Source organism: Acinetobacter sp. YH12140 (assembly GCF_013418475.1).
Lineage (GTDB): Bacteria > Pseudomonadota > Gammaproteobacteria > Pseudomonadales > Moraxellaceae > Acinetobacter > Acinetobacter amyesii.
The window spans coordinates 80730-104964 of record NZ_VPBZ01000003.1; the positions used below are offsets into that span (position 1 = coordinate 80730).

The 24235-nt window shown below is 39.9% G+C and carries 26 protein-coding genes; 13 read left to right on the top strand and 13 right to left on the bottom strand.

Annotated elements, in window-relative coordinates; all coding sequences use genetic code 11:
- Positions 1–290 precede the first annotated feature (290 nt).
- The 5 genes from metK to FTU75_RS04060 all read left to right on the top strand — a co-directional run bounded on the left by metK (position 291) and on the right by FTU75_RS04060 (position 4726).
- Positions 291–1457, top strand: coding sequence for a methionine adenosyltransferase (gene metK, locus FTU75_RS04040; RefSeq protein ID WP_078188779.1), 1167 nt, complete (start codon positions 291–293; stop codon positions 1455–1457).
- Positions 1458–1626: 169 nt separating this feature from the next.
- Positions 1627–2067: an SMI1/KNR4 family protein gene (locus FTU75_RS04045; RefSeq protein ID WP_180115202.1), complete on the top strand. Its 441-nt coding sequence runs from the start codon at positions 1627–1629 to the stop codon at positions 2065–2067.
- Positions 2068–2218: 151 nt separating this feature from the next.
- Positions 2219–2530, top strand: coding sequence for a hypothetical protein (locus tag FTU75_RS04050; RefSeq protein WP_180115203.1), 312 nt, complete (start codon positions 2219–2221; stop codon positions 2528–2530).
- Positions 2531–2676: 146 nt separating this feature from the next.
- A complete protein-coding gene (locus FTU75_RS04055) occupies positions 2677–3378 on the top strand; it encodes a VIT family protein (protein ID WP_180034757.1) in 702 nt (233 codons plus the stop codon).
- 136 nt (positions 3379–3514) lie between these two features.
- Positions 3515–4726, top strand: coding sequence for a YeeE/YedE family protein (locus FTU75_RS04060; RefSeq protein ID WP_180115204.1), 1212 nt, complete (start codon positions 3515–3517; stop codon positions 4724–4726).
- Between the two features lie 37 nt (positions 4727–4763).
- Here the strand turns inward: FTU75_RS04060 and FTU75_RS04065 are convergent, their stop codons facing one another.
- The 3 genes from FTU75_RS04065 to FTU75_RS04075 form a co-directional block, all read right to left on the bottom strand.
- Positions 4764–5285, bottom strand: a complete 522-nt coding sequence (locus tag FTU75_RS04065) for a hypothetical protein (protein WP_180115205.1) — start codon at positions 5283–5285, stop codon at positions 4764–4766.
- Between the two features lie 65 nt (positions 5286–5350).
- On the bottom strand, positions 5351–6130 hold the full coding sequence (locus FTU75_RS04070) for a TIGR03915 family putative DNA repair protein (RefSeq protein WP_180115206.1): 780 nt from the start codon (positions 6128–6130) through the stop codon (positions 5351–5353).
- A 9-nt stretch (positions 6131–6139) separates the two neighbouring features.
- Complete coding sequence (locus tag FTU75_RS04075) at positions 6140–7399, bottom strand: putative DNA modification/repair radical SAM protein (protein WP_180115207.1); 1260 nt, start codon at positions 7397–7399, stop codon at positions 6140–6142.
- 214 nt (positions 7400–7613) lie between these two features.
- Here FTU75_RS04075 and FTU75_RS04080 point away from each other — a divergent pair, with 214 nt between their 5' ends.
- Complete coding sequence (locus FTU75_RS04080; protein WP_180115208.1) at positions 7614–8657, top strand: nitronate monooxygenase family protein; 1044 nt, start codon at positions 7614–7616, stop codon at positions 8655–8657.
- 185 nt (positions 8658–8842) lie between these two features.
- On the opposite strand, the gene dusB is transcribed toward FTU75_RS04080, so the two are convergent.
- Positions 8843–9847 (bottom strand): tRNA dihydrouridine synthase DusB, encoded by a 1005-nt coding sequence (gene dusB / locus FTU75_RS04085; RefSeq protein ID WP_265734189.1) that lies wholly within the window; start codon positions 9845–9847, stop codon positions 8843–8845.
- Between the two features lie 475 nt (positions 9848–10322).
- Between dusB and FTU75_RS04090 the strand changes: the two genes are divergently transcribed.
- Both FTU75_RS04090 and FTU75_RS04095 read left to right on the top strand, forming a co-directional pair.
- Positions 10323–10697 carry a hypothetical protein gene (locus FTU75_RS04090; RefSeq protein ID WP_111883847.1) on the top strand — a complete coding sequence of 125 codons (375 nt, stop codon included), beginning with the start codon at positions 10323–10325 and terminating at the stop codon, positions 10695–10697.
- A gap of 315 nt (positions 10698–11012) precedes the next feature.
- Positions 11013–11171: a hypothetical protein gene (locus FTU75_RS04095; RefSeq protein WP_180115209.1), complete on the top strand. Its 159-nt coding sequence runs from the start codon at positions 11013–11015 to the stop codon at positions 11169–11171.
- Positions 11172–11262: 91 nt separating this feature from the next.
- On the opposite strand, the gene FTU75_RS04100 is transcribed toward FTU75_RS04095, so the two are convergent.
- Complete coding sequence (locus FTU75_RS04100) at positions 11263–11478, bottom strand: acyl-CoA thioesterase (RefSeq protein ID WP_306669978.1); 216 nt, start codon at positions 11476–11478, stop codon at positions 11263–11265.
- Positions 11479–11593: 115 nt separating this feature from the next.
- Positions 11594–11776: a hypothetical protein gene (locus tag FTU75_RS04105; RefSeq protein WP_078193584.1), complete on the bottom strand. Its 183-nt coding sequence runs from the start codon at positions 11774–11776 to the stop codon at positions 11594–11596.
- 276 nt (positions 11777–12052) lie between these two features.
- Here FTU75_RS04105 and FTU75_RS04110 point away from each other — a divergent pair, with 276 nt between their 5' ends.
- From FTU75_RS04110 to FTU75_RS04120, 3 genes are all read left to right on the top strand, one after another.
- Complete coding sequence (locus FTU75_RS04110; RefSeq protein ID WP_180115210.1) at positions 12053–13258, top strand: DUF1615 domain-containing protein; 1206 nt, start codon at positions 12053–12055, stop codon at positions 13256–13258.
- Positions 13225–13854: an HAD-IB family hydrolase gene (locus FTU75_RS04115; protein ID WP_180115211.1), complete on the top strand. Its 630-nt coding sequence runs from the start codon at positions 13225–13227 to the stop codon at positions 13852–13854. Before FTU75_RS04110 ends, FTU75_RS04115 begins: the two co-directional genes overlap by 34 nt.
- 176 nt (positions 13855–14030) lie before the next feature.
- Positions 14031–14234, top strand: coding sequence for a hypothetical protein (locus FTU75_RS04120; protein WP_180003812.1), 204 nt, complete (start codon positions 14031–14033; stop codon positions 14232–14234).
- Between the two features lie 82 nt (positions 14235–14316).
- Here the strand turns inward: FTU75_RS04120 and FTU75_RS04125 are convergent, their stop codons facing one another.
- On the bottom strand, positions 14317–15411 hold the full coding sequence (locus FTU75_RS04125; protein ID WP_078193588.1) for an acyl-CoA desaturase: 1095 nt from the start codon (positions 15409–15411) through the stop codon (positions 14317–14319).
- Between the two features lie 12 nt (positions 15412–15423).
- Entirely contained in the window at positions 15424–16491 is a 1068-nt protein-coding gene (locus tag FTU75_RS04130) for a ferredoxin reductase (RefSeq protein ID WP_180115212.1), read from the bottom strand.
- A 168-nt stretch (positions 16492–16659) separates the two neighbouring features.
- On the opposite strand from FTU75_RS04130, the gene fabR reads away from it, so the two are divergent.
- Positions 16660–17334 carry an HTH-type transcriptional repressor FabR gene (gene fabR, locus FTU75_RS04135; protein WP_373684140.1) on the top strand — a complete coding sequence of 225 codons (675 nt, stop codon included), beginning with the start codon at positions 16660–16662 and terminating at the stop codon, positions 17332–17334.
- A 62-nt stretch (positions 17335–17396) separates the two neighbouring features.
- On the opposite strand, the gene FTU75_RS04140 is transcribed toward fabR, so the two are convergent.
- Together FTU75_RS04140 and FTU75_RS04145 are read right to left on the bottom strand one after the other, a co-directional pair.
- A complete protein-coding gene (locus FTU75_RS04140) occupies positions 17397–18194 on the bottom strand; it encodes an alpha/beta fold hydrolase (RefSeq protein WP_180115213.1) in 798 nt (265 codons plus the stop codon).
- A 106-nt stretch (positions 18195–18300) separates the two neighbouring features.
- Positions 18301–18564: a PAAR domain-containing protein gene (locus FTU75_RS04145; protein WP_078193592.1), complete on the bottom strand. Its 264-nt coding sequence runs from the start codon at positions 18562–18564 to the stop codon at positions 18301–18303.
- Between the two features lie 514 nt (positions 18565–19078).
- On the opposite strand from FTU75_RS04145, the gene FTU75_RS04150 reads away from it, so the two are divergent.
- Positions 19079–19516: a hypothetical protein gene (locus tag FTU75_RS04150; RefSeq protein ID WP_180054494.1), complete on the top strand. Its 438-nt coding sequence runs from the start codon at positions 19079–19081 to the stop codon at positions 19514–19516.
- Between the two features lie 111 nt (positions 19517–19627).
- Here FTU75_RS04150 and rapA read toward each other — a convergent pair whose 3' ends face one another.
- The 3 genes from rapA to FTU75_RS04165 form a co-directional block, all read right to left on the bottom strand.
- Complete coding sequence (gene rapA, locus FTU75_RS04155; protein ID WP_180115214.1) at positions 19628–22465, bottom strand: RNA polymerase-associated protein RapA; 2838 nt, start codon at positions 22463–22465, stop codon at positions 19628–19630.
- 141 nt (positions 22466–22606) lie between these two features.
- Entirely contained in the window at positions 22607–23251 is a 645-nt protein-coding gene (locus FTU75_RS04160) for an RluA family pseudouridine synthase (RefSeq protein WP_180115215.1), read from the bottom strand.
- 133 nt (positions 23252–23384) lie between these two features.
- Positions 23385–24089: a phosphopantetheine-binding protein gene (locus FTU75_RS04165; RefSeq protein WP_180106585.1), complete on the bottom strand. Its 705-nt coding sequence runs from the start codon at positions 24087–24089 to the stop codon at positions 23385–23387.
- Between the last annotated feature and the right edge of the window lie 146 nt (positions 24090–24235).

Below are 24235 nucleotides of genomic sequence, written 5' to 3' on the forward strand. Positions count from 1 at the left end.
GGATATTGATTTGATTTTTTCTTATAATTGATTCACTTAAAATGCCACTTTAGGCATTTTAACGCCTAATCACATTGTTGCTTGTGCCAAAACAAAAATATCTCAATTTTATCTCATCATAAAAAATTAAATTGATAAATCCATAGCTCATATCAATTTTTTAGATGCCTATATCAATTAAAAAGTCATTGAAATGAATTAATTTCATCCAATTTGGTCATGTTAAGCTAGTCCTAAACGCTTTCTCGATGTAACATATTGCGTCTTTAAATTTAACTGTGATAGGACTTATGCGCGAGTACGCTGTATTTACCTCGGAATCTGTAAGCGAAGGCCATCCGGATAAAATGGCTGACCAAATCAGTGATGCTATTTTGGATGCAATCTTAAAAGAAGACCCATATGCACGGGTTGCTTGTGAAACGCTTGTAAAAACGGGTGCGGTTGTACTTGCCGGTGAAATCACAACAACTGCAAATGTTGACTTTGAAGCGATTGTTCGTAATACCGTAAATGGTATCGGATATCATCATTCAGATCTTGGCTTTGATGGTTCAACTTGTGCCGTGATCAACATGATCGGTAAACAATCACCTGAAATTGCTCAAGGTGTAGACCGTCAAAAACCTGAAGATCAAGGTGCAGGCGACCAAGGTTTAATGTTTGGATATGCAAGCCGTGAAACTGATGTGCTTATGCCAGCACCGATTTCATATGCACATCGCTTAATGGAAAAACAAGCTGAACTACGTAAACAAGGCAAACTTGCTTGGTTACGTCCTGATGCAAAAAGCCAAGTAACATTTGCTTATGAAAACGGCATGCCAGTTCGCTTAGACGCAGTTGTACTTTCAACTCAGCACGATCCAAAAATTACCCAAGCTCAATTGAAAGAGGCGGTAATTGAAGAAATCGTGAAAAAAGTGATTCCTGCTGAAATGTTCCATGCAGACACTAAATTCCACATCAACCCAACAGGTATGTTCGTGATTGGCGGCCCTGTAGGCGACTGTGGTTTAACAGGCCGTAAAATCATTGTAGATACTTACGGTGGTATGGCTCGTCACGGTGGTGGTGCGTTCTCTGGTAAAGATCCATCAAAAGTGGACCGTTCTGCTGCTTATGCAGGCCGTTATGTTGCTAAAAACATTGTGGCTGCTGGTCTAGCTGACAAATGTGAAATTCAAGTGTCATATGCGATTGGTGTTGCAGAACCAACATCTATCTCGATCAACACATTCAATACTGCAAAAGTATCTGAGGATTTGATTATTGCACTTGTACGTGAACACTTTGACTTACGTCCATACGGTATTACTCGTATGTTGAACTTGATCCAGCCGATGTACCAACAAACTGCTGCGTATGGTCACTTCGGTCGTGAAGGTTCTGATACCGCATTTACATGGGAAAAAACTGACAAAGTGGAAGCGCTTAAAGCATCTGCTGGTCTTTAATCTTAATAGATTAATTTCTCAAAAAAGCCTGCATTGATTGCAGGCTTTTTTATGCCCCATATGTCCATAACTAAATCATCTAGAATAAAAATAACGAGTGTAAAAAATATTGACTAAAATTTACGCCTAGCTTATTCATAAAACACCAAAATAATTTAAGAACAACATCATGCCCTTTCCATTAGACTTAAAATTTATTACTGCAACTGAAGAACAATTAGGATTTAAGTTTCCAGAAAAATATAAAGTCAAAATGCAAATTGAAAATGGTGGCGAATTCGGCATTAGCTTTTCTAGCGCGGATGAATTTAAAGATGGTGATGACATCGAAGCATGGTGGCTTTTTCCCTTCCAAGACACCAGCGATGTGAAAAGAATAAAGCGTATGATGAATCATCTAGCCGTAGAACATCAATCCATAAGTGAAATAGAAGACTTCCCTGAAAACAGCATTGCTATTGCACATAACGGCGATGGCGATTATTTATTGATGCGTACGGTAGACGATACACAATTGGGGGAAGAAATATATTTATGGCGCCATGATGACAGTGAATTTATCTATCTACTTGTGACTTCAATTGAAGAATTATTTAGTCAAAACCCTTAACGTTATAAGCAGATATAAAGCCTTTTAAACTACAAAATAAGCTGGATAAAATTACACTAAATCAACAATTTTTGATCAAATATCGAATATTTTTTCAGCTAATATAAATTCAGCCCATGCTACGGGCATAACAACAAAAGGAAAGATCAAAATGAATAAATTACTTGTTGCTTTAGGTTTGGCTGCAACTGTTGCACTTGTTGGCTGTAATAAAGACAAAGCACCAGAAACAGGTGCAACAACTGGTGAACACCTAGAAAACGCTGCTGACCAAGCAGGCCATGACATCGCTGATGCAACTTCAGATGCGGCAACTGCGACAGCGACTGCTGTTGATAATGCTGCAGAAAATGCTGAAGCTGCTGCACACAATGCCAAAGAAGCAGCTAAAGACGCAACTGCCGCAACAGCAGGTGCTGTTGAACAAGGTGCAGCTGACGTGAAAGAAAAAGCGCAGCAATAAGCATTTTATAAAAAAGCACCTTCGGGTGCTTTTTTTTATATTTGTCTTTTGTTCAACGTGTTGGTTCAATCCATTTTTAACTTGAAATTTAACTGATATCAGGTCAATCTTATGAGGTCATATAAATAACAAACTTAGAGAAAATAATGTCTTACTCACATCATGCCGAAAAACATTTTATGGAACGTACGGGTTGGCTACGTGCATCTGTACTCGGTGCAAATGATGGCATTATCTCCGTTACTAGTTTAATTATGGGCATGGCTGCAAGTGGTGCTTCTAGCCATACCTTACTCATTACCTGCATTGCAGGACTCATCTCTGGTGCAACCTCTATGGCGGCGGGCGAATATATCTCTGTGAAATCTCAAGAAGACGTCGAAAAAGCAGATCTTCACATGGAGCATAAAGAACTACAAAAGAACCCTGAGCTAGAACTTAAAGAACTTACCCAAATTTATATTCAACGTGGTTTAGAGCCTACACTGGCCCATGAAGTCGCAGTCCAATTAACTGCACATGATGCACTTGAAGCCCACGCCCGAGATGAAATTGGAATCCATGACAATACCGCAGCAAAACCCGTTCAAGCAGCACTCTCATCGGCTTTAGCATTTTCAATTGGTGCACTATTTCCGATGGTTGCGATCTTGATCAGTGCTGACATGCATATTGAAAAAACTGTTATGGCCGTTGGCGTGATTTCCCTAGCACTCCTCGGTGCTTTAGCCAGTTATGCAGCTGGCACTTCTATGTTGAAAGGCAGTCTACGTGTTGCGCTTTGGGGCATTGCAGCCATGCTTTTTTCTAGTTGGATTGGTTCTTTATTTAATGTAAATCCAGTTTAATGCCCACTTCATCAGTTTTTTAAATATATTAAATCAATTATACACAGCAATGATTGTGTAAATTCTAAACAATATTAATTTTTACAATATATGAAAACCGTAAAATAGAAATACATTTTTTAAGCTTTTTTTCTCCATGTCTGTTATTGCTGCGCCAGCCAATCGATCCAATGTATCGATTTGGGTGGCTTTTGTTTTATTAATTTTAGGCACCATTGGTGCTTATCTGGTTGTAGGCGTTAACCAAGCATTGCTATTTTTAATTGGTGGTGCTTTGGGTATGACGCTTTATCATGCGTCTTTTGGTTTCACCTCGAGTTGGCGTGTCTTTATTAAAGAGCGTCGTGGTCGTGGCTTGCGTGCACAAATGATCATGTTGGCTTTGGCTGTATTGCTCTTCTTCCCTGCTTTAGGTGCGGGTGAATTATTTGGCAACCCAGTCAAAGGTAACGTTAATCCTGTTTCAATGTCCGTGATGATCGGTGCCTTTATTTTTGGTATTGGTATGCAACTTGGCGGCGGCTGTGCATCAGGGACCCTGTACACTGTGGGCGCAGGTAGCGCACGTATGATTGTAACGCTGATCTTCTTCTGTACAGGTTCATTGATTGCAACTTCACATATTCAATGGTGGTTTGACCTTCCCCACTTTGAACCGATTTCTTTAGTCAAAAGCTTTGGTGTAGTCCCTGCACTGGTTTTAAACTTTGTGCTCTTTGCATTGATTGCCGCAGCAACAGTTTACTTTGAAAAGAAACGCCATGGTCAGCTTGAAGTAGAGCCGCAAGCTAACCAACACGGCTGGAAACGCTTTCTACGTGGTCCATGGCCATTGGTTTGGGGCGGAATTATCCTGACTTTACTGAACTTTGCCACACTCGCACTTGCGGGCCGTCCTTGGGGCGTGACCTCTGCCTTAGCCGTTTGGGCCGCAAAATCAGCAAGTATCATAGGGATCGATGTTGCATCTTGGGCATATTGGCAGCAACCTGCAAATGCCAAGGCACTGACCGAATCATTATGGTTTGATATCACGTCGATGATGAATTTCGGCATCATGCTCGGTGCCTTACTCGCAGCAAGCCTAGCTGGTAAATTTGCACCAAACTTTAATATTCCAAAACGTTCACTGCTAGCGGCTGTGATCGGTGGTTTGATGTTGGGTTATGGCGCACGTTTAGCATACGGCTGTAACATTGGTGCATATTTCAGTGGTATTGCTTCAGGTAGTTTGCATGGCTGGTTATGGTTAATATTTGCCTTCATTGGGAACGGTATCGGCGTCAAACTACGTCCAATCTTCTTCCCTGGCGAACGTCCACAACCGGAAAAGTTAACAGGCTGCTAATTTCTGTAAAAAAAAGCCCCTCATTGAGGGGCTTTTTTTAATCTGCTAGTGCGGCTTTTAGATTACAACCATATTGCATGGTTTCTTGTGCCTGTTTATATGTGGTATAGCGGTTGATAATAAAATCATAAAATTGGTCTGCATTCGCAAATACCTGACTCAAATCTTCGTTTGCGGCATTTGGTAGTTTAACGTCTTTCACCAAGGCCAAGTTCACATGTCCGAGATGATACATTTCGGCAAAATAATGATTCATTACTTCGCAATAGGCAATTTTTGAGCTTTTTAAAGCGGTGTTGGCAACAAAATGCTGATTTAAAGTTTTTAAGTTATGAACATCTAAAGCGGATTGGTCTGAAAAAGCCAAACTTTCTACTTTTTTCAGTTGGCTAAAATCTATAGCTAGAGTTTGATTTAATTGTTCAAAGCGTAGTTGTAATCCAGCAGCATCGGCAACTTGATAACTTTTTGGATCGAATGTTTTCTTTTCTTGCTCATTTGCAGAACACGCCGTGAGCGTCATTGCCGTCAGAACGGTTGTAACAAGAAATAATTTCATCAAAGTCTCACTTAAACAATCAAAAGCGCAATCATTATGCCCGAAAATTGCTAGATGATTCGCACCTAAATCGCTTTTTCATTCATATAACGCCAATAACGACGTGGCACATACTGCACATGTAATTTCATATTACGTCGGGCTTCAATATTGACACTTCTAAAATAATCTTTCCAAAGCTGATCATACAAAACCTCATCATCATCCAGTTCGATATTAAAGGATTGACTATGGCCTGATTGTATTTGCCTATCTATGGTTGTGGCATCCATATCCACTTGATGCACCTGTTTTAAATCATAATAAATGCCATAATTTCGTTTTTCATCGTAAATCAGCCAACGTTGATCTTGATAGCGTGATTTGAAATGCCGTTCGATCAAAGGCAATACATTAAAGTCAGGTGAGACTAAACTGATAAACAAGCCATCCTGACATTTTTTAAAACGCACAAAAGCTTCCATTCGGTGCTTTTCACGCCCCACTTGCTTCGCCCACTGGCTCATCCCTAATACATCAGCATGGCCATAGTTTTTAGACACATCACGCTGTTGCTGGAACACATAAATCGCAAAATTAAAACAATGCTGAAAAGCCTGCTGCTGCTCGGATAAAAACGCATAATAAAACTGCTTCAAAGCACTTTCAGATGCTTTAAGCTTTAATCCTTGCCATACCCGCTGTGCTTGTTCATCGTGACTAGCCACATCAATGACTTCGGCGAAAAGACCTGCCTGCACTTGCCCATCTGTACAAATCTGAACGTCAAATTGCTTAAATTGAAAGGCCCGAAAAACACAGCTTAACAATCCTGTCATCGTGCCATCAAAGACATAAATACTCACGACTGTATCCTAAAAACCGAAGTTCAATTGTGGAGAAACTTGCTGCGTATATTTCGACTGGCCACTTTGCAAAATCTGCTGTCTTATTTGATGAGGCTGTTGTTCACGAATAAATTTAGGTGAATCTTCACAGCGTATAAAGTGCTGCGCCCTATTGTAGGAAATACCCATACGTTTTAATTGGTCGATATGAATTTTACCAAAACGTCGTGCTTGAACAATTTTTTTAGCAGAACGCACACCGATGCCCGGCACACGTAAGATCATTTGATGTTCAGCACGATTGATATCCACGGGAAATTGCTCGGGATGACGCAGTGCCCACGCTAATTTAGGGTCAATGTCCAATTCTAAATTTGGATGTTCTTCATCGACCAATTCCGTCGCTTCAAACCCATAAAAACGCATTAACCAGTCACTTTGATACAGCCGATTTTCTCGTAATAAAGGTGGCGCAGACCCCACAGCTGGCAGCGCACGCTCCTCTTCATTAATTGGAATATAACCTGAGTAATACACACGCTTAAGCTTAAACTCTTTGTAATGACGGTCTGCCATCAGTATGACATCACGGTCAGACTCTTGATGTGCGCCCACCACCATTTGCGTCGTTTGTCCTGCGGGTACAAATTTGGGGACTGTGCGTATTATTTTTCGTTCATCTTTGAATTGAATCAAACGATCTCGCACAATACCTAAGTCTTTTTGGACTTCGACATGACTTTTTTCAGGTGCAAATTTTTTCAAACCATCTTCTGTCGGCATTTCTAAATTAATGCTCATACGGTCAACATATAAACCTGCTTCGGTAATGATTTCCTGAGATGCCCCCGGAATGGTCTTCAGATGAATATAACCATTAAAATTTTCTTCTAAACGCAGTTTTTTTACCACCTGCAACATACGTTCCATGGTGTAATCCGCCGATTTAAAAATCCCCGAACTTAAAAATAGCCCCTCAATATAGTTCCGACGATAAAAATTCATAGTCAAATCGACCACTTCCTGTACCGTAAATGCTGCGCGCTTTACGTCGTTACTTCGACGGGACACACAATATGCACAATCGAAAATACAGACATTGGAAAATAGAATTTTTAATAACGAAACGCAGCGACCATCTTCTGTATAGCTATGGCAAATACCGTTTCCAGTATTACCCAGACCTTTGTCTTTATTTTGGCGCTTGCTACCACTCGAAGAACATGAGACATCATATTTGGCAGCATCGGCTAAAATTTGCAGTTTTTCACGGATACGTTCAGACATGGGAGAATTATAAAATTTAAAGTGAACACAGCACTATTTTAAAAGTATCCCCGTCAAAAGTCGGGTCATACATCATTAATACGACATGAGGTGTCGCTTAATTTTAAGTACAGCATTGGTGTAGGCTCAAGACCATTTTGATAAGAAATAACGAATATTATTTGCTTAATTTCACTCGCTTGGGCAAAGTATTTAGAGTGATTGGAGTATGCACATGACTTTATTAGAAAAACTTGGCATCAAACACCCTATATTTCTTGCCCCAATGGCAGGTGTTTCTACACCTGAACTTGCTGCAGAAGTGTCAAATCAAGGTGGACTTGGTTCACTGGGTTTAGGTGCAAGCAGTGTTGAAAATGCACGTCAACAAATATTACAAACTCAAGAACTCACTGAACAACCTTTTCAGGTCAATTTTTTTTGTCATGACACAGTAGAACTCGATGAACAAGTTGCTGCCAAATGGATCATGCAATTTAAATCACGCTTTGCTCAATATAATGCAGAAGCTCCAGAAGCACTGAACTGTATTTATCCAAGCTTTAAAGATAATGACCATTTTCTAAACCTCTTACTGGAAACGCGCCCTAAAGCGGTAAGCTTCCATTTTGGTATTCCACATCCACATCAAATCCAAGCCTTGAAACAAGCGGGTATCTTGACTCTAGTTTCTGCAACCAACTTAGCAGAAGCTAAACTGATCGAAGCTGCAGGGATTGATATCGTGATTGCTCAAGGTATTGAAGCTGGTGGTCACCGTGGCATTTTCAATGAAAACTTTGATAGTAGCGTTAAGACACGTGACTTGGTTCAGCTCTTGAAACGCCATATTCAATGTCCAGTCGTTGCGGCTGGTGGTATTATGAATGGACATCAGGCCTATCAAATTATGGAGTTGGGTGCAGATGCTGTTCAATTGGGCACTGCTTTTGTGCAATGCAAAACATCAAATGCAAATGAAGCTTATCGCAAAGCATTATTTGATGCACCCATCACGCAGATTACATCAAGTATTTCAGGCCGCCCTGCTCGTGGCATTATCAATAACTGGCACACAGATATTGACACACCTACTCGCCCGACCGTCCCGGCTTACCCATATAGCTATGATTTAGGCAAACAATTACATGCCGCTGCTAGCAAGCATGGTGTACATGAATATGGTGCTTATTGGGCGGGAACCAATGTCTCTCAAATACGTGAATTGGAAGCACCTGACTTGATCAATCAATTGGTTTTAGAAATGCGCTTCAACTAAAACTTAGCTCTACGCGTCATTCAAACATGAATGCCTAAAAAAGCCCTCTAAAACGAGGGCTTTTTATTAGATACTGATTTCAAATCATTTAAAATAAATTAGTTTTAATCCATTTCAATAAATCTAACTAACTTAAATATCGACCTACATTGTATCGAATTGAACATATTTCGTTTGGCTTTCAGTTACTTGGTTTCAAGCAAGTTGACCTGATCAACTTGAACATCACTCATGATCTGACCATGATCAAGTAAGTGATTAAAATAGTTCTCGACGACTTTATATTGATCTGCTGTAGATTCAACTTTATACATATTTTGGCGGAACTCATTACTAGAACGTAAACCTTTGGTGTACCAAGCAATATGTTTGCGTGAAATTCGACAACCTGAATATTCACCATAAAAACCGTATAACTCAGATAAATGTCCGAGCAATACGTCACGGACTTCCATAATACTTGGTGCCGCCATATGCTCACCTGTCGTCAGGTAATGTCCTATTTCACGGAATATCCATGGGCGACCTTGAGCTGCACGGCCAATCATGACTGCATCGGCACCGGTATAATCCAGTACATATTTGGCTTTTTCAGGTGTATCAATATCACCATTGGCAATCACAGGAATATTGATCAACGATTTCACATCTTTAATTAAGCTATAACGCGCCGTATTCAGATACATATCTTCACGTGTACGACCATGAAGCGCCAATGCAGCAATCCCTGCTTCTTCGGCACGTTTCGCAACGCGCATAATGTTTTCATGACCATTGAGATAGCCCAAACGGGTTTTTAAGGTCACAGGCACATCAACTGCTTCGACCACAGCATCTAAAATACGAGCCACCAAGTCTTCATCTTTGAGTAGCGCTGAACCTGCCAATTTATTACAGACTTTCTTCGCTGGACACCCCATATTAATGTCGACAATTTGCGCACCATTTGCCACTTGATAGCGTGCAGCTTCAGCCAGTTCAGCTGGATCTGACCCTGCAATTTGAGCAGAAATAGGCGCTATTTCACCATCAAAATTGGCACGATAAAGACTCTTTTTACTCATGCGTAAGGTCTTATCTGCCGTCATCATTTCACTGACAGCATGACCTGCGCCAAAGTATTTGCAAAGGGTACGAAATGGGCGATCTGTAACCCCTGCCATAGGTGCCACCCACAGTTTTCTCTCGATGGGACGATCGAATAATTCTTGAATGACAGGATGTTGACTCAATGTTTTAACCTCTAGCTATATTTAGCAAATGATGCGCGAACCACATTCGAAATCTTCCAAGCCACTTTTAACAATGCTAAATTCAAATGTATATTCGCAAAATCTGTTGAGCGAAAAAACGTTTTATGGCAATGATTATGCAATTGAATGATGACAATGAACATCAACATCGTTCAACGCTTAAATTGAGGAATTTGAAGCTTCGGAATTGGACGGCAAATTTGCAATGCGATAGTTTAGTAATTCCAAACAAAAATTTCTACGCTTTTGCTTAAGAGTCGTTGAAAGTTATGAATATACCTTCTAGCTAACACACTATCGATTCAACATCAGACTTTCAGCAGATCTGCCTGTACAGGTGTTACTATAGAGGGATACTGCTAAAATCATTGAAAACTTAAATCTATAAATTCACATCAGTGAGTTGAACTTTATGAAAAAATTGAAAATTCTCTCTTTTATATTTTTCGCTACTTTTCTGACTGCCTGCCAACAACCCAATGACGAGGTGGCTGTAGCTGAAAGCCAAAACGCTGATTTAACAACGGAACAAGCGACTCAACAATTTGAGCAGTCAGATGCGCAAATCAGTCAATACCTTGATGTTTTAGATGCCCCAAGCACATCTATCAAGGAAAAAACACAAGTCTTATGTCATGACTACCCTCATGAATATAAAACTAACTACATGCCTGCCATGCTCAAACTCGCAGCCCAAGACTATACTCAAGATAAAATGTTGAATGATTTGAAGATTGCACAGGACTATTACAAAGAAAAACTCAAAATTGAATGCCCTGCTGAATAACCTTCGTTTCATCATGGCGTCATAATTGTGCGATAAATTGTTATTAAGCGAAAAGTGTGTAAGTTTCGCTGTAATAACAACGTAAAATACACTTCCCGATTTATTCGGGTTTTTCTTTTTTTAAAGTCTTTAAAATATTAAACGATATTTGAATGACACATATTATTTTGTGATGGATTTCAAGCCATTGATTTATTGTGATAAATTTTTCGTTAAAGTTCACAATCTAGCCACATAACAACCCATTTTAATTACACTTTTATCATGATTAATACATTAAGTTGTTTTTTCCAAAAATAGACTGAAGATTGAATCATGAAAACTTTAAATAAAGCACTTTTTGCTGCACTTATCTCTACGGCGGCTGCAACTACATTTGCTGCTGAAGAACAAAAAGTTGAAGCTGCTGCATCTACTGAAGTTGCTCAAGACGCAACTGAAGCGGTACCTGCTTCTGAAGCTGTTACAAAATAATTGAGCAAAAATTTAAAAGCCCACAGTTTGTGGGTTATTAAATTCACAGACATTTTATGTTTGTCACAGTATACAATCACTTTGACATCTGTTATTTAAAATATAAACGTTGAATTTGTCGTGCCCGCCGGTTTAAACCTAATATTTCTTTTCTTTGCAAAATATCTTCTTCACAAAATCCCAAGCGCTGGATTAACTCAGGCATTGCTAAGTCTGCATGTTCAATCAACTCTGCATCTTGTTCCGTTGACCAAATCACGGTTGATACCGTTAATTTGTGCTGACGTTTTAACTTTCTCATTTGCATAGTATAAAAGACTTTTGGCTAATTCACAAAAAAGCCCACCCGATGTGAGCTTTTTTGCACAGACTGAGTATTCATCATCTATTGGATTGAAATATAAATTTACTGAACGATGATCTTAAAGATTTTCATCCTTCGTGATCATCACAGATGTTAAAATTGGAACAGCAAAACAAGGTAGTAAGAGTAAGATCCAATATTCCACCATCGGTTTAGCCACAACAAAGTTTATAACGATTGCCCCCAATACCATAACTAACGCAATCAAACCTAAGAAACGACTGAAAAATTTAGCAGGCATAACAATCCCCTTAAAAAATTATGGATTTCAGCTAGTATATACCTTCATTTTTTATAATCTGTTGAAAATGATATTGGAATATTCATCTATTTAGCTCAAAAAGCATTCTTTTTCCAATCATCCTGACAGAACTGCTTGTTTTTACACGCGTAGATCTCCATAAATAGATTGACAGTCCCCTATGAGGCATATACATATTTATTCATTACTTATGTATTTTGCATAGTATACTGCTCCTGCTTTGTCGCCCCCATATGGCTGAGTTTATTGGAAAATATGAACAAAACTTTTTCGACCACATTATGCTTTAAATCCCTTTCTGTACTGGCTTTATCCATTGGCTTGGCTGCCTGTGGTAATGGTTCATGGTGGAGCAAAGATGAACCCACTATGGATGCTGAACAGATTAAAAAAGCCATTCCACCTCGCGTGAATGAACGCCTGTCATGGGCCAATGATATCTACGACATTAGTGATCAGCTCGGTATTCCTACCACGAAAGAAAATGTCTGTACGATTGTTGCTGTGGTCGATCAAGAGTCCAATTTTGTTGCTGACCCACATGTGCCGGGACTCGGTGAAAAAGCCGTCAAAGAAGTTCAAGATCGTCTTGAAGAAAAGTTTAAAGATAAATTGGGTGATGGCATCGGTGGTACAGTCGCTGGCTATTTCCAAGATGTATTAAAAAATCAACCGAGTCCAGAAGATAACTATCTCAGCCAAATGCGCCGTGTTCAAACTGAACGTGAGCTAGACGAGCTATATCGTGAAATTTTTGACTATATGTCTAAACATTATCACGTGAGTGCATTAACAGGCGCGGCGAAACTGGTTGGACAAGATATTGGTGAAAAGCTCAACCCAATTACTACTTTGGGTTCGATGCAAGTCCATATAGGCTATGCCAAAGACCACAAACGCCAAGGTGGAAATATTGCGGCACTACGCACAGACATGTATAGCCAATATGGCGGTTTGTATTATGGCATCCACCGTTTAATGATGTACCCGGCTGAATATGACAAACCGATTTATCGTTTTGCAGATTATAACTCGGGTCGTTATTCAAGTCGTAATGCAGCATTCCAGAGCATGTTGAATGACTTAACCCCTGCTGAGCTCGGCTTAGATGGTGACCTCTTACTTTATAATAAAGATGGTTCTCCACGTTCAGCTAAAAGCCAATCGGAAACCGCGCTGATTGCCGTTTTTGCAGAAAACAATGTGATTGCGACGCCACGTCAAATTCGTTCAGATCTTAAAAAAGAAAAAGATCAGGACTTCGAAGATACTTTGACGTATAAAGCGGTCAAAAAGTTGTACCAAGAAAAGACCGGAAAAGAACCATTTTATGCCATGATGCCTGAAGTCGTAATTTCTGGGCCGAAATTAAGCCGTGATTACAATACCAATTGGTTTGCCACACGAGTCGATGGACGTTATCAAACATGCATGCGCCGCATCAAAAACCTAAAACTTTAGCCTTATTTGATTTTGACGGAACCCTGTGTAACAAAGACAGTTTTACAGGGTTCATCTTCTATTCCCTGCCTAAAAGGCATATCGTGCGCCAAGGGATTAAAATTCTCCCTTGGATTCAAGGCTATTATCTCAAGCTATATCCTGCACATGCAATGCGTCCTCGCCTATATGCCGCAATGTTTAGCCAAGCCAATCATGAGCAGGTTTTAAATCAAGCAGCGCAATATGCTGAACATTTGATGGCAGAACTCAATCCTTCACTGTATGAACAATTACAGCAACACCAAAAACGCGGTCATGAAGTCGTATTGGTTTCTGCATCCGTCGATTTATATCTTAAACCTGTGGCCAAAAAGCTTGGGGTCAAACTGATTTGTACCGAAACAGCAGCCAATGACCAAATACTGACTGGTTTGTATCAAACCTTAGACTGTAGTGGTGAGCAAAAGAAAATTCGCGTTTTGGAGCAATTTAACCTTCAAGACTACGAGCATGTTTATGCCTATGGAAATAGCGATGAAGACCTCGCCATGTTTGAATTGGCCACCCACCATTTCATGAATGGACAGGATAAGCGCCTGCCAGAGCTCGACTAAAGTCGAGTAATTTAGTTTGGTTTATTAATCAAAGTTAACAATCACAATCTTAAATTTAAGTCGCTCTAATATATGGGTAAATTTCGAAAATTCTGCTTTTATTTTGACTTTATAGTGTGCTATTTTTCTCATTAATTAGAAATAATGCGGTCAAATATTAAAAGCGGGAAAAGAATATGAATCAATTCAATCCACCGAAATATGTCAAAGGCCTCCATATTAAATTTGGCGAAAATCCATTTGTTCTCCTTGCTCAATTTGCCTTCTCAGCCACTCGCCAGATGTGGACGAAAGAAGAAATTGAATTGGTCATTCGTATGGCTAAAAAAGGAAATTATATGAATTTGATTAAGATCCTCAAATTACATATCAAAAATTGAAATAAATATTTTCCCCAAAGTTAATATAAAAAAGCCATGCAATTGCATGGCTTTTTTTCCCGTAAATTTAGTGTAGCGTTTATTACTTTTTAAATGGAAACGCATATTTCACAATACGTTTTAGTACACTGCCGTACTGTTTCACTAAACTTGCGTTGTTATAGTTCAAACCATATTTTTCACATACGGCCTGTACTTTTGGCGCCATTTTACGATAACGACGCGCAGGAACATCAGGGTATAAATGGTGTTCGATCTGATGGCTTAAATGCCCTGTCAAAATGTGAAATGCTTCTGAACCAGTAAGGTTTGAAGAACCACGGATTTGACGCATGTACCAATGTCCACGGCTTTCATTTTCAAGTACTTTTTTCGGGAAAACTTCAACATCTTTGGTGAAGTGACCACAGAAAATAATACTAAACGTCCAAATGTTACGAAGACCATTCGCAACGAGGTTCCCTGTGAGCACAGGTAATGCTGCCGGCCCTGCAATAAGCGGGAAGAACACATAGTCTTTAAATAATTGCTTGCCGATTTTGGCTTGCATTGGCTTCCATTCTTCTTTGGTCTGCTGTTTGGTTTTTCGACCTTTGAAGTATTTACCCAATTCAAGGTTTTGAATGGCAACACCCCATTGGAACAATAAGCAAAATGGAATGCTATAAATCGGTTGTAATAGATAGCCCGGCTTCCAACGCTGTTCTGGGAACAAACGAACGAGACCATAACCAATATCATCATCCATACCTTTAATGTTGGTATAGGTATGATGTTTAAAATTGTGAGTTTGGCGCCAGTTATCTGCAGTACCCACGATATCCCATTCATAAGTCTGACCATTGAATTTAGGATCATTCATCCAGTCATATTGACCATGCATGACATTATGACCTAATTCCATGTTTTCCATGATTTTGGCAAAACCTAAAAGACCTGTGCCTAAAATCCACGCTGGCGGAAACCAACCTGCAAACAATAATGCACGACCTGCCATAGATGAATATCGAATAGTCGAATACACACGACGAATGTATTTCGCATCCTTTTCACCTAAGTCATCTAAAACTTCTTGCTTAATCGCGTCAAGCTCACGCGCAAGTTCATCTAATTGCGATTGGGTTAACTCACGGTTTTTAGGATTTTTAAAATATTCAATTTTTACAGGCATGTTCATATTTTTTCTACCTTATAAATCAATAACGAGATCTGACTGTGCTGAGTTCACACAAATTTTGAGTAAATTACCCGGTTCTTTATTTTGGCTACCATTGACCATATTTTTAGTCGAACCTTCAACTTTGTTGCAGGCACATTTATTACAAATGCCCATACGGCAACCGTGATTTGGTTTGATATTTTGCTGTTCAAGACTGGCTAAAATTGATTGGCCTTTTGGAATACTGACGGTTTTATTGGATTGCGTAAGCGTGACATTCACAAAGCCAATGTCATCCGTTGCAATTGGACTCATGCTAAATGCTTCACTCATAAAGCATTGTGCATGATCAAATAACGCTTCGGCCTGAGTGACGAAACCCGATGGACCACATGCAAACACAGTACTGTGCTCAATGTCGTCAATTTGAGCAGCGTGAGCGGCATTTAATCGTGGATCAGCAACTTCTTCTTGGGTAAAGAAAATTTGAAATTTAAAGTTTGGATATTCATTTGCCAAAGCTTCGAAGCGTAATTTGAATGCGGCATCATCGTGATACTTAACCCAGTACATTAACTGAATTGGTTGCTCCGCAATTTGCTTAGTTTTGCTCATCGCTTTCAACAAACTTAACATTGGCGTAATACCACTACCCGCAGCCAATAGTAGCAACGGCGCAGAATTTGACACCAAAGTCATATCACCAAAAGGCTGACCAAATTCTAAGATGTCACCAACTTGCGCTTGTTCTACCAGCCAAGTACTCACAATACCCGTATTCACTTTTTTTACGCTAAGCAATACGTGTTGATCATCTAACTGAGTCAAACTATAAGTACGTTCGTAACGGATCCCATTTACACGAGCAAAAACAGGATGATGCTGACCAGCTACACCCATTTTAAACAAACGGTTCACCTGTATAGTTAGGCTGACCATCTCATTTGCTGCATTTTCTTTTTGTACAATTTTGCCGAGAGCCTGATTACCAGACCATAACGGATTAAATTTCTGCAACCAGAAATTTACCGCATTGACGTCTACAACACTGTCTTTGAGTGCGTTTAAAGGCTTTTTCGCTTTTTCGAGTACATGCATAATCAAATACAACTCATGGGAGGCTTTTAATTATTATACACATGTATATATATATGTATATATGATTGTACATTTAATCGACATTTTCACAAAAGCTATTAGCAGACGCTATAATATGTTAACGTTTTTAATCTATTAAAAAATATGACTCAGTCTGCACAGACGAATATGGTTAACATGTACCAGGAAGAATTACATTCTGAAGCTGAAACTCCACTTACAGTTCGTACTGTAGGTCGTAAAGCAACGATTACCAAGGAAGAACTGTTTCAGGCAGCGCTTAATTTAATTGGTCCACAAAAAAGTATTTCATCACTGAGTTTGCGTGAAGTTGCACGTGAAGCTGGCATTGCTCCAAATAGTTTTTATCGTCATTTCAAAGATATTGATGAATTAGCCATTGAGTTGATTGATCGAGCTGGCGGTGTGTTACGCCAAATTCTGCATGAAGCACGCCTTCAAGCATCACGCCAAAGCAGTATTATTCGTAGTTCAGTTGAAGTATTTATTCAGCAGCTAGATGCCGATGAAGGCAACTTAAGCCTGTTACTCCGTGAAGGCTACACTGGTTCGCATTCTTATAAAAATGCTGTTGAGCGTCAACTTAACTATTTCCAACAAGAATTAAGAGAAGATTTAATCGTCCTAGAACGTTTAAATCAGAGCAAGTTGGCTCACCCTGACATCGTGGCACGTGGTATTACCCAATTGGTGTTTAACATGGGTGCGAAAGTCATTGATCTACCGACAGAACAACGCAAAGAAGTTGCCGAACAAACCATGATTATGATTCGCATGATTTTGGAAGGCGCTCGCCATCTAGACGAAGCACAAATTCGATAAAAATTAACGGTCAGAAAAAAGGAGACGTTCAGGTCTCCTTTTTTCTGAACAAAATTAATTTTCTAATGCTGTAAGTACTCCATGACGTGTAGCGCTGTCTGTTTCGGCTGCTCCAGAGGGAACATGTGTCCACTTTCAACTACACTATAATCTATACCATAGGTTTTCTTCATTCCGTCAGGCAAACCTTGTTTATAAAAATGGCTGCCATCAGCCGTGATCAGGTGTACAGGCATTTGAGGGGCTTTACGTGGAGTACGCCACCACCATGCAGGTACTGTACGGAAAATTTGCGCTTCCACGGCTTTTGGAATGCTGAGGGTCACGCCACCGCGTTTTTCATCAGCCTGAAGTCCATGTGCTAAATAATCATTAAAACACTGCGAATCAAAACTTTTAAATAAACGATTATTCCGCAGAGCCGTATAGGCTTCATCCAAATTTGACCAATGATCATTGCGCTTCAGCGTAATCGCCGCAGGCGTGATTTTATCGACAGTTTTGAGCTTTAATTTTTGCATGCCTTCAAAAATGGCGGACTTAGGACCGATGACAAAAGGTGGATCCATAATAATCAGTTGTGAAAACAAATCTGGACGTTTATAAGCCGCCATCAGAGTGACTAAAGAGCCAAAAGAATGTCCAAGCCCAATCACTTGTTGTTTTGGAAATTGATGTTCAATATCTGCAATGACTTGTTCGACCAAATATCTCCAGTCTTGGGTGATCGGATAGCGCTCATCCATACCAATAAGCGGAATCGCCTTCACATCAAATTGCGGTGCAAAGTAAGATAAAAACTTTCGATAACTCGCGGCAGGAATACCATTGGCATGGGTAAAATGGATCGCGCTTTTCATGTAAAACTCATCCAAGCAACTGATGATGACCCATCATAAAGAGATCAATACGATTTAAACAGGACTCGAAGAGCTTATCTAGATGACCTAAAAGTCAGTATGCAGATTATTTTTGTGAACCGACCATTGATTGATTTGGTAAAAAGGTTGCGCCACAAGTGGTTTTATCTCCAGCAACCACAACACCACGCCCCTTTACCGTTGTACTTTGATCTGCCGCGATCGCAGCCACAGTCGAATTACATTTCGGGCAATAATGTTTCATGCCATTTAAATGCACCGCAATACCATTAATCACAAATGAAGGTTCACATTCTGAAACCACACCACCGTGTGACGTTTTACTACCTAAGGTAATTAAAGATTTCATATTTTTATTTTCTTCTAACGAACTGCTGAAATTTGAAGCATTTTAACGGAACTGCCCTCAACTCGCTAGCATCGACGTATAAATTTAACCAAGTCAAAACTTTACTTAACTAAATCATCAAAACACGACATTTTGACAGTTCGTGATCAATCATTTGAATATGATGCTATCGCTATATGTCCGAATACATTTAATCATTTCACTTTCATGATTCAATCGATATCAATAACGACAGCTTATGTCGCGATGCCGATTCTTTTACGAATCAAAGCTTGTATATTAGATATAGCAATGTGCATGAAGTGTAGCGCCCTATTTTAACAATTTCATATTTAACTGAGCTTCGAATCAGAAAATGTTGCATTTCTACACCATGATTATCTTTAGAACGCTCATAGACTGAACACATTATCCAAAACCATTTTTAGTAACTTTTTAGATTTGATACTTAGCACAACTACATATTTATAGCGCAGATAAATAAAGCATAACCATTCTATTTTCAGGAGGTTTTATGATTTTAATAAATGACTTTGATTTAACTCAACCGCAAAAAGTCATCGTGTTAGACCATACACTGGATGAAACAACCCTATTAACAGAAATACTGGCCTTGTGTAAGACCGCAGACCCAGAGCTGATCGTGGCGGCAAGCAAAGAAGCTGATTTAGTCTTACGTTTATTACCTGAAATACATGATTATTGCGGTGCCATTGCCTTAAAACAGCCGCTATGTAATGACATCAATTTTGATTTACTTACTGCTCATTATGCAACACGCAGCCAAGCAGAACGAAGTACGATCCAAATTCAGTTAGCAAAAAATCATCCGGACTATACAAAGCTCGATGGCATATTTTATATGTTGGATGAACATGAAGATTTTGATCAAGCTGTAGAATTGCTGAAGAATAGTTACTTTTTTTATGCCGATGTCGACAATTTAGATTAAAAATAAACAATACAAAACCTAGACTTAGCTTAAATCTGTCGTGATTGATTTTGTAGTTATAAATATAGCTATAAAAAAAGCACCCGAAGGTGCTTTTTTGAGAATTTAAAATTATGGCTTAACCACTACCATAATTTGAATCGCTTCTGGTGTAACCGCCAGACCATCAAGCAGCGTTAAACCTTCTTTTTGCAGTTTTTGTAAACGTGCAATTTCGTCTTCACGAATACTTGGGTTGAACTGCTTCAAATAAGTCAAACGGTCAATTTCATACTGCCATTTGCTACCGTAGATTTCTTTAGCTTGTTGTTTAAAGCCCGGTAATGCACCACGCGCAATTTCAAGCGCTTGTGTATAACGCTGTTCAATGACATCACGACGTGCCTTAACCACTTGGCGGCAACTATTACCATCAAGATGATGTAAATAAGGACGTAAAATTTCAGGTGCAATTTTTTGCGATAAATCCTGACCTTTTTCGCTCAGTAATACACGAACCAACTGCTGTGGCAAACTTGATGGTAAATTCAATGCTTTCGGTGCAACCACATCGACTTTAAACCACACTTCCATTAACACAGAACCTTGTGGTAAAGCTGCTGATTTCAATACAGCAACGTTGGTACTACCAAAACTTTGTGTATTAATCATTTCCATCACACTTTCAGTGAATGGATGCTCAAGTGTTAAATATTGAGCATCTTCACGGATCTGTGCTTGGTCACGATAGAACGTCGCCGTCATGCCTTCTTCGTCCAAAGTCAGACCTTGAACTTGCATTTGATCCGTTGGCTTGATGATCACAGTACCGTTACTTTGCTCATCAAAATCAATGTTTGTCGACGCCATGAAGCGCTTCATAAACATTGGCAACGTAGTATTATCGTCGTAGTCTTCAAGTGCAGTCACAATTTCTTGCGCCACAATTGGACGGCAAGAATTGTACTCAAGCAAACGGTCACGGCCTTCTTGAAGTTCAGCTTCCAGCGCTTCACGCTGTACACTCACCGCTTCGAGCAAATCTTCAAACTCTTGGCCTTTATCTGCCAATAAACAATCTTTCAGATTGACGATGAAGTTTTCTTGTAAGGTTTGCGCTGTCGGCGAGATATTACAGAAAATATTTAATGCTTCGTTATACCAACGGAACATACGCTCTTGAGCAGTACCAACCAGATAAGGCACATGAATTTGAATACGATTTTCTTGACCAATACGGTCTAAACGACCAATACGTTGTTCAAGTACGTCTGGGTTGGCAGGTAAGTCAAATAAAACTAAGTCCGATGCAAACTGGAAGTTACGACCTTCAGAACCAATTTCTGAACATAGTAAAATTTGCGCACCGTATGACTCTTCAGCAAAGTAAGCTGCTGCTTGGTCACGCTCTAATAAGCTCATGCCTTCATGGAACATCGCAGTGCGAATACCCGCATGCAAACGAAGTACATTTTCTAAAGACTCAACCACTGGACCACTACGTGCAATCAATAACACTTTTTTGTGTTTCAAGTCTGTACGCAGACGTTCCATCAACCACATCACACGTGGGTCGGTTTCCATCCACGAGCCATCAAGCTGCGCTTCTTCAGGCCACATTTGTTCACGTAGCTTGCCATCTTTAGACCAGTTTTCTGGTGCAGGTAATGGCGCAGGCTGACAGTCACGACCTGGGAAGCCTTGAATCGCTTCACGTGTATTACGGAATAAAATACGGCCTGTACCATGACGGTCTAATAATTCGTGAATGGCACGGAAGCGTTGTTCTGGCTCGTCAGTAATTCGATGACCTAATAGGCTTTCAATCGCTGCCAAATGCCCTTCTTCGAGTGGCAGATCAGACATCAGCACTTCAGCAATTTTAGCTGTTTGGTGATACTGCTCTTCTTCATCCAAGAAACGATCAAGCGAACTAAAACGTTGTGGATCGAGCAGACGCAAACGTGCAAAGTGACTTTCCACACCTAATTGTTCAGGCGTTGCGGTTAGTAACAAGACACCCGGCGTTTTTTCAGCAAGTTCTTCAACAAGGTCATATCGGTCATTGCCGCCTTCTTCTTCTGACCACATTAAATGATGAGCTTCATCGACTACGAGCAAATCAAACCCAGCTTTAAGGGCTTGTTCACGCAAGTCATCATGGTCGATCATCAAATCGACACTCGCAATGATGCATTGTTCTGTTAAGAATGGGTTGAGGTCTGGATCGTGTTCTTTAATTGATGCTGTACGTGTCAGATCAAATAATGAGAACTCAAGATTGAAACGACGACGCATTTCAATCATCCATTGATATTGCAATGAATCAGGTACTAAGACCAAGATACGTTCTGAACGACCCGTTTTGAGTTGCTGATGAATAATCAGACCCGCTTCGATGGTTTTACCTAGACCCACTTCATCAGCAAGTAATACACGTGGAGCAAAACGCTTACCCACTTCATGCGCAATATACAGTTGGTGTGGAATAAGACCCACACGTGAACCCACCAAGCCACGTAAAGGGCTAGACTTCATATTGGCTTGAAGAAGCAGTGCTTCGATACGCAGGTCATACCATTCTTTATAGTCCACTTGGCTTGCAAGTAAACGATCTAATGGTTTTGCTAACTGAATACTTGCACCAATACGTGTTTCATTCAGTGCTTTACGCTCTTCTGTGCCATCGGGAAGTTTACGTACCGCGTTATAACGAACCACGCCACCACGGTCTTCAAGAGATTCGACAATCCAAATTTGACCTTCTTGGTCTTGGACTTCGTCATTTACATTGAAAACAATACGAGATAAAGGTGCATTGTGACGGGCATAGACACGAGTTTCATCACTTTTTGGGAATAAAATGCTGACCGATCGCTCATCAACATCAATAAGAACACCTAAACCCAGTTCCGTTTCTGTATCTGATAACCAACGTTGACCAATAGCAAACTGCTGCAATTTTTCCACCTTTTTCTCAAGTTCGGTCTGAAAATATTATGCTCAAACTGTGAACGTTATTTGAGCAAAAATCTAGACCATAAAGCAATATATTTTGACATAAAGCCCACTAAATAGTGAGCAGAATTCTTAGGGATTTAAATGATTTTCCTAAAATGGTACAGGACAGTGAAATTCCACTGTTTGCTCTGTTTCAGGATGGTTAAAACTCAAACGCTCAGCATGTAAACATAAGCGCGGCATCAGCTGTTGTTGTTCAATTGTTGCATACAAAGTATCACCTACAATAGGATGACCTAAATATTGCATATGAACACGAAGCTGATGTGATCGACCGGTAATAGGAGTTAACACTACACGTGTTACGGCTTGACCCTGAATCTCAAAATGTTCAGTGGCTTTCCAATGCGTAAGTGCAGGCTTATTATGTGCAGGATCGGCAATATGCAGTGGCGGATGTTCTGGGTCATACACGACGGGTACATCAACAGTACCTTCACCTTCGAGCGTACCCGCAACCAATGCCTGATATGTTTTTGAAGTTTGACGTTCTTGGAACTGGCGTGAAATTCGATTTTGCCCTTGACGGGTTAATGCAAAAACCAAAATACCTGAGGTATCACGATCCAAACGATGGATGAGCAAAGTATTCGGCTCAATTTGTAATAATCGATTGATAACACAGTCTTGTAAATCTACTGTTTTTCCCGGAACTGTGAGTAAACCTGCTGGTTTATGGATCACCATAAAGTCAGTGTCACGATGTATCAGGTGTTCGGTTAGAAAATTACTCAAAGTTCAATCCAGTTCTGATCTCGAAAAACAAGGCGGCAATAATAAAAAGCTTAGCCAACAATTACAATGCACAAAGGCATATTTCCCGACGTATTTTCCGATTTAGAACAAAAATAATTCCAATTGGCTTTGTTTAGTCTGTACTGAGCAATTTTTCTAGCAATGCTTCTAGACTTGCATCATCTAAAAAGTCTTCATAACGGATGTTTGCACCATTGGCACGCCACAACCCAATTAAGCTGACCATGGCAACGGAATCGAGTCCATAACTACGTAAATCGATTAAGGGATCTATTTCCAATGCATCCATATCTAGCTGCTCTGCAATAGCCAATAAAATACCTTTGGTTGACAAAACGAATTCCGTTGGTGCTGACAGATTCCAAAGCCGCATCAAATTATAACTACTCATGTGATGAATACCTTGGCCTGATATGGAGCCCACCCACTGAATATGCTGTTCCTGATTATTCATCGCAATCGCATCATCAACGATACAGATTTGCTCTGTTACGCTATATAGATGCGACAAAATCTGTTTCAGCATCGGCGTAATTTGCCCCGCAAAAATCAGCTGCGGATGTGTCGTTGCATATTCACCAAGCTGCGGCATGCCTTGAATTAAATCATCCCCATATAAATCGACAATGGGAATCTCTAAAGCTTTGGCTTTATTGGTCAGCTGGATAATATTTTCCATCAGCTGCGTATCTTGTATGCCCTGCTGCATGCGTAAGTTTTGCAGTCCTACTAATACCAATACCGACTGTGTTGATGACAACTGCCATTTCGCTTGAGATGGTGCAAATTGGATTTTTTTGGGCATGGAATACAGCATACGGGCTCGGCACAAAACTGATGTTAGAACAACTGTTATGCTAACGCAGAATCATATCTGAAGGTGACTTTCGGCTACTGATGATTTACTTTTTGGTCAACTTTAAACTTATATATTTTTTTAATTCTATTAAGTTTATTAGATAA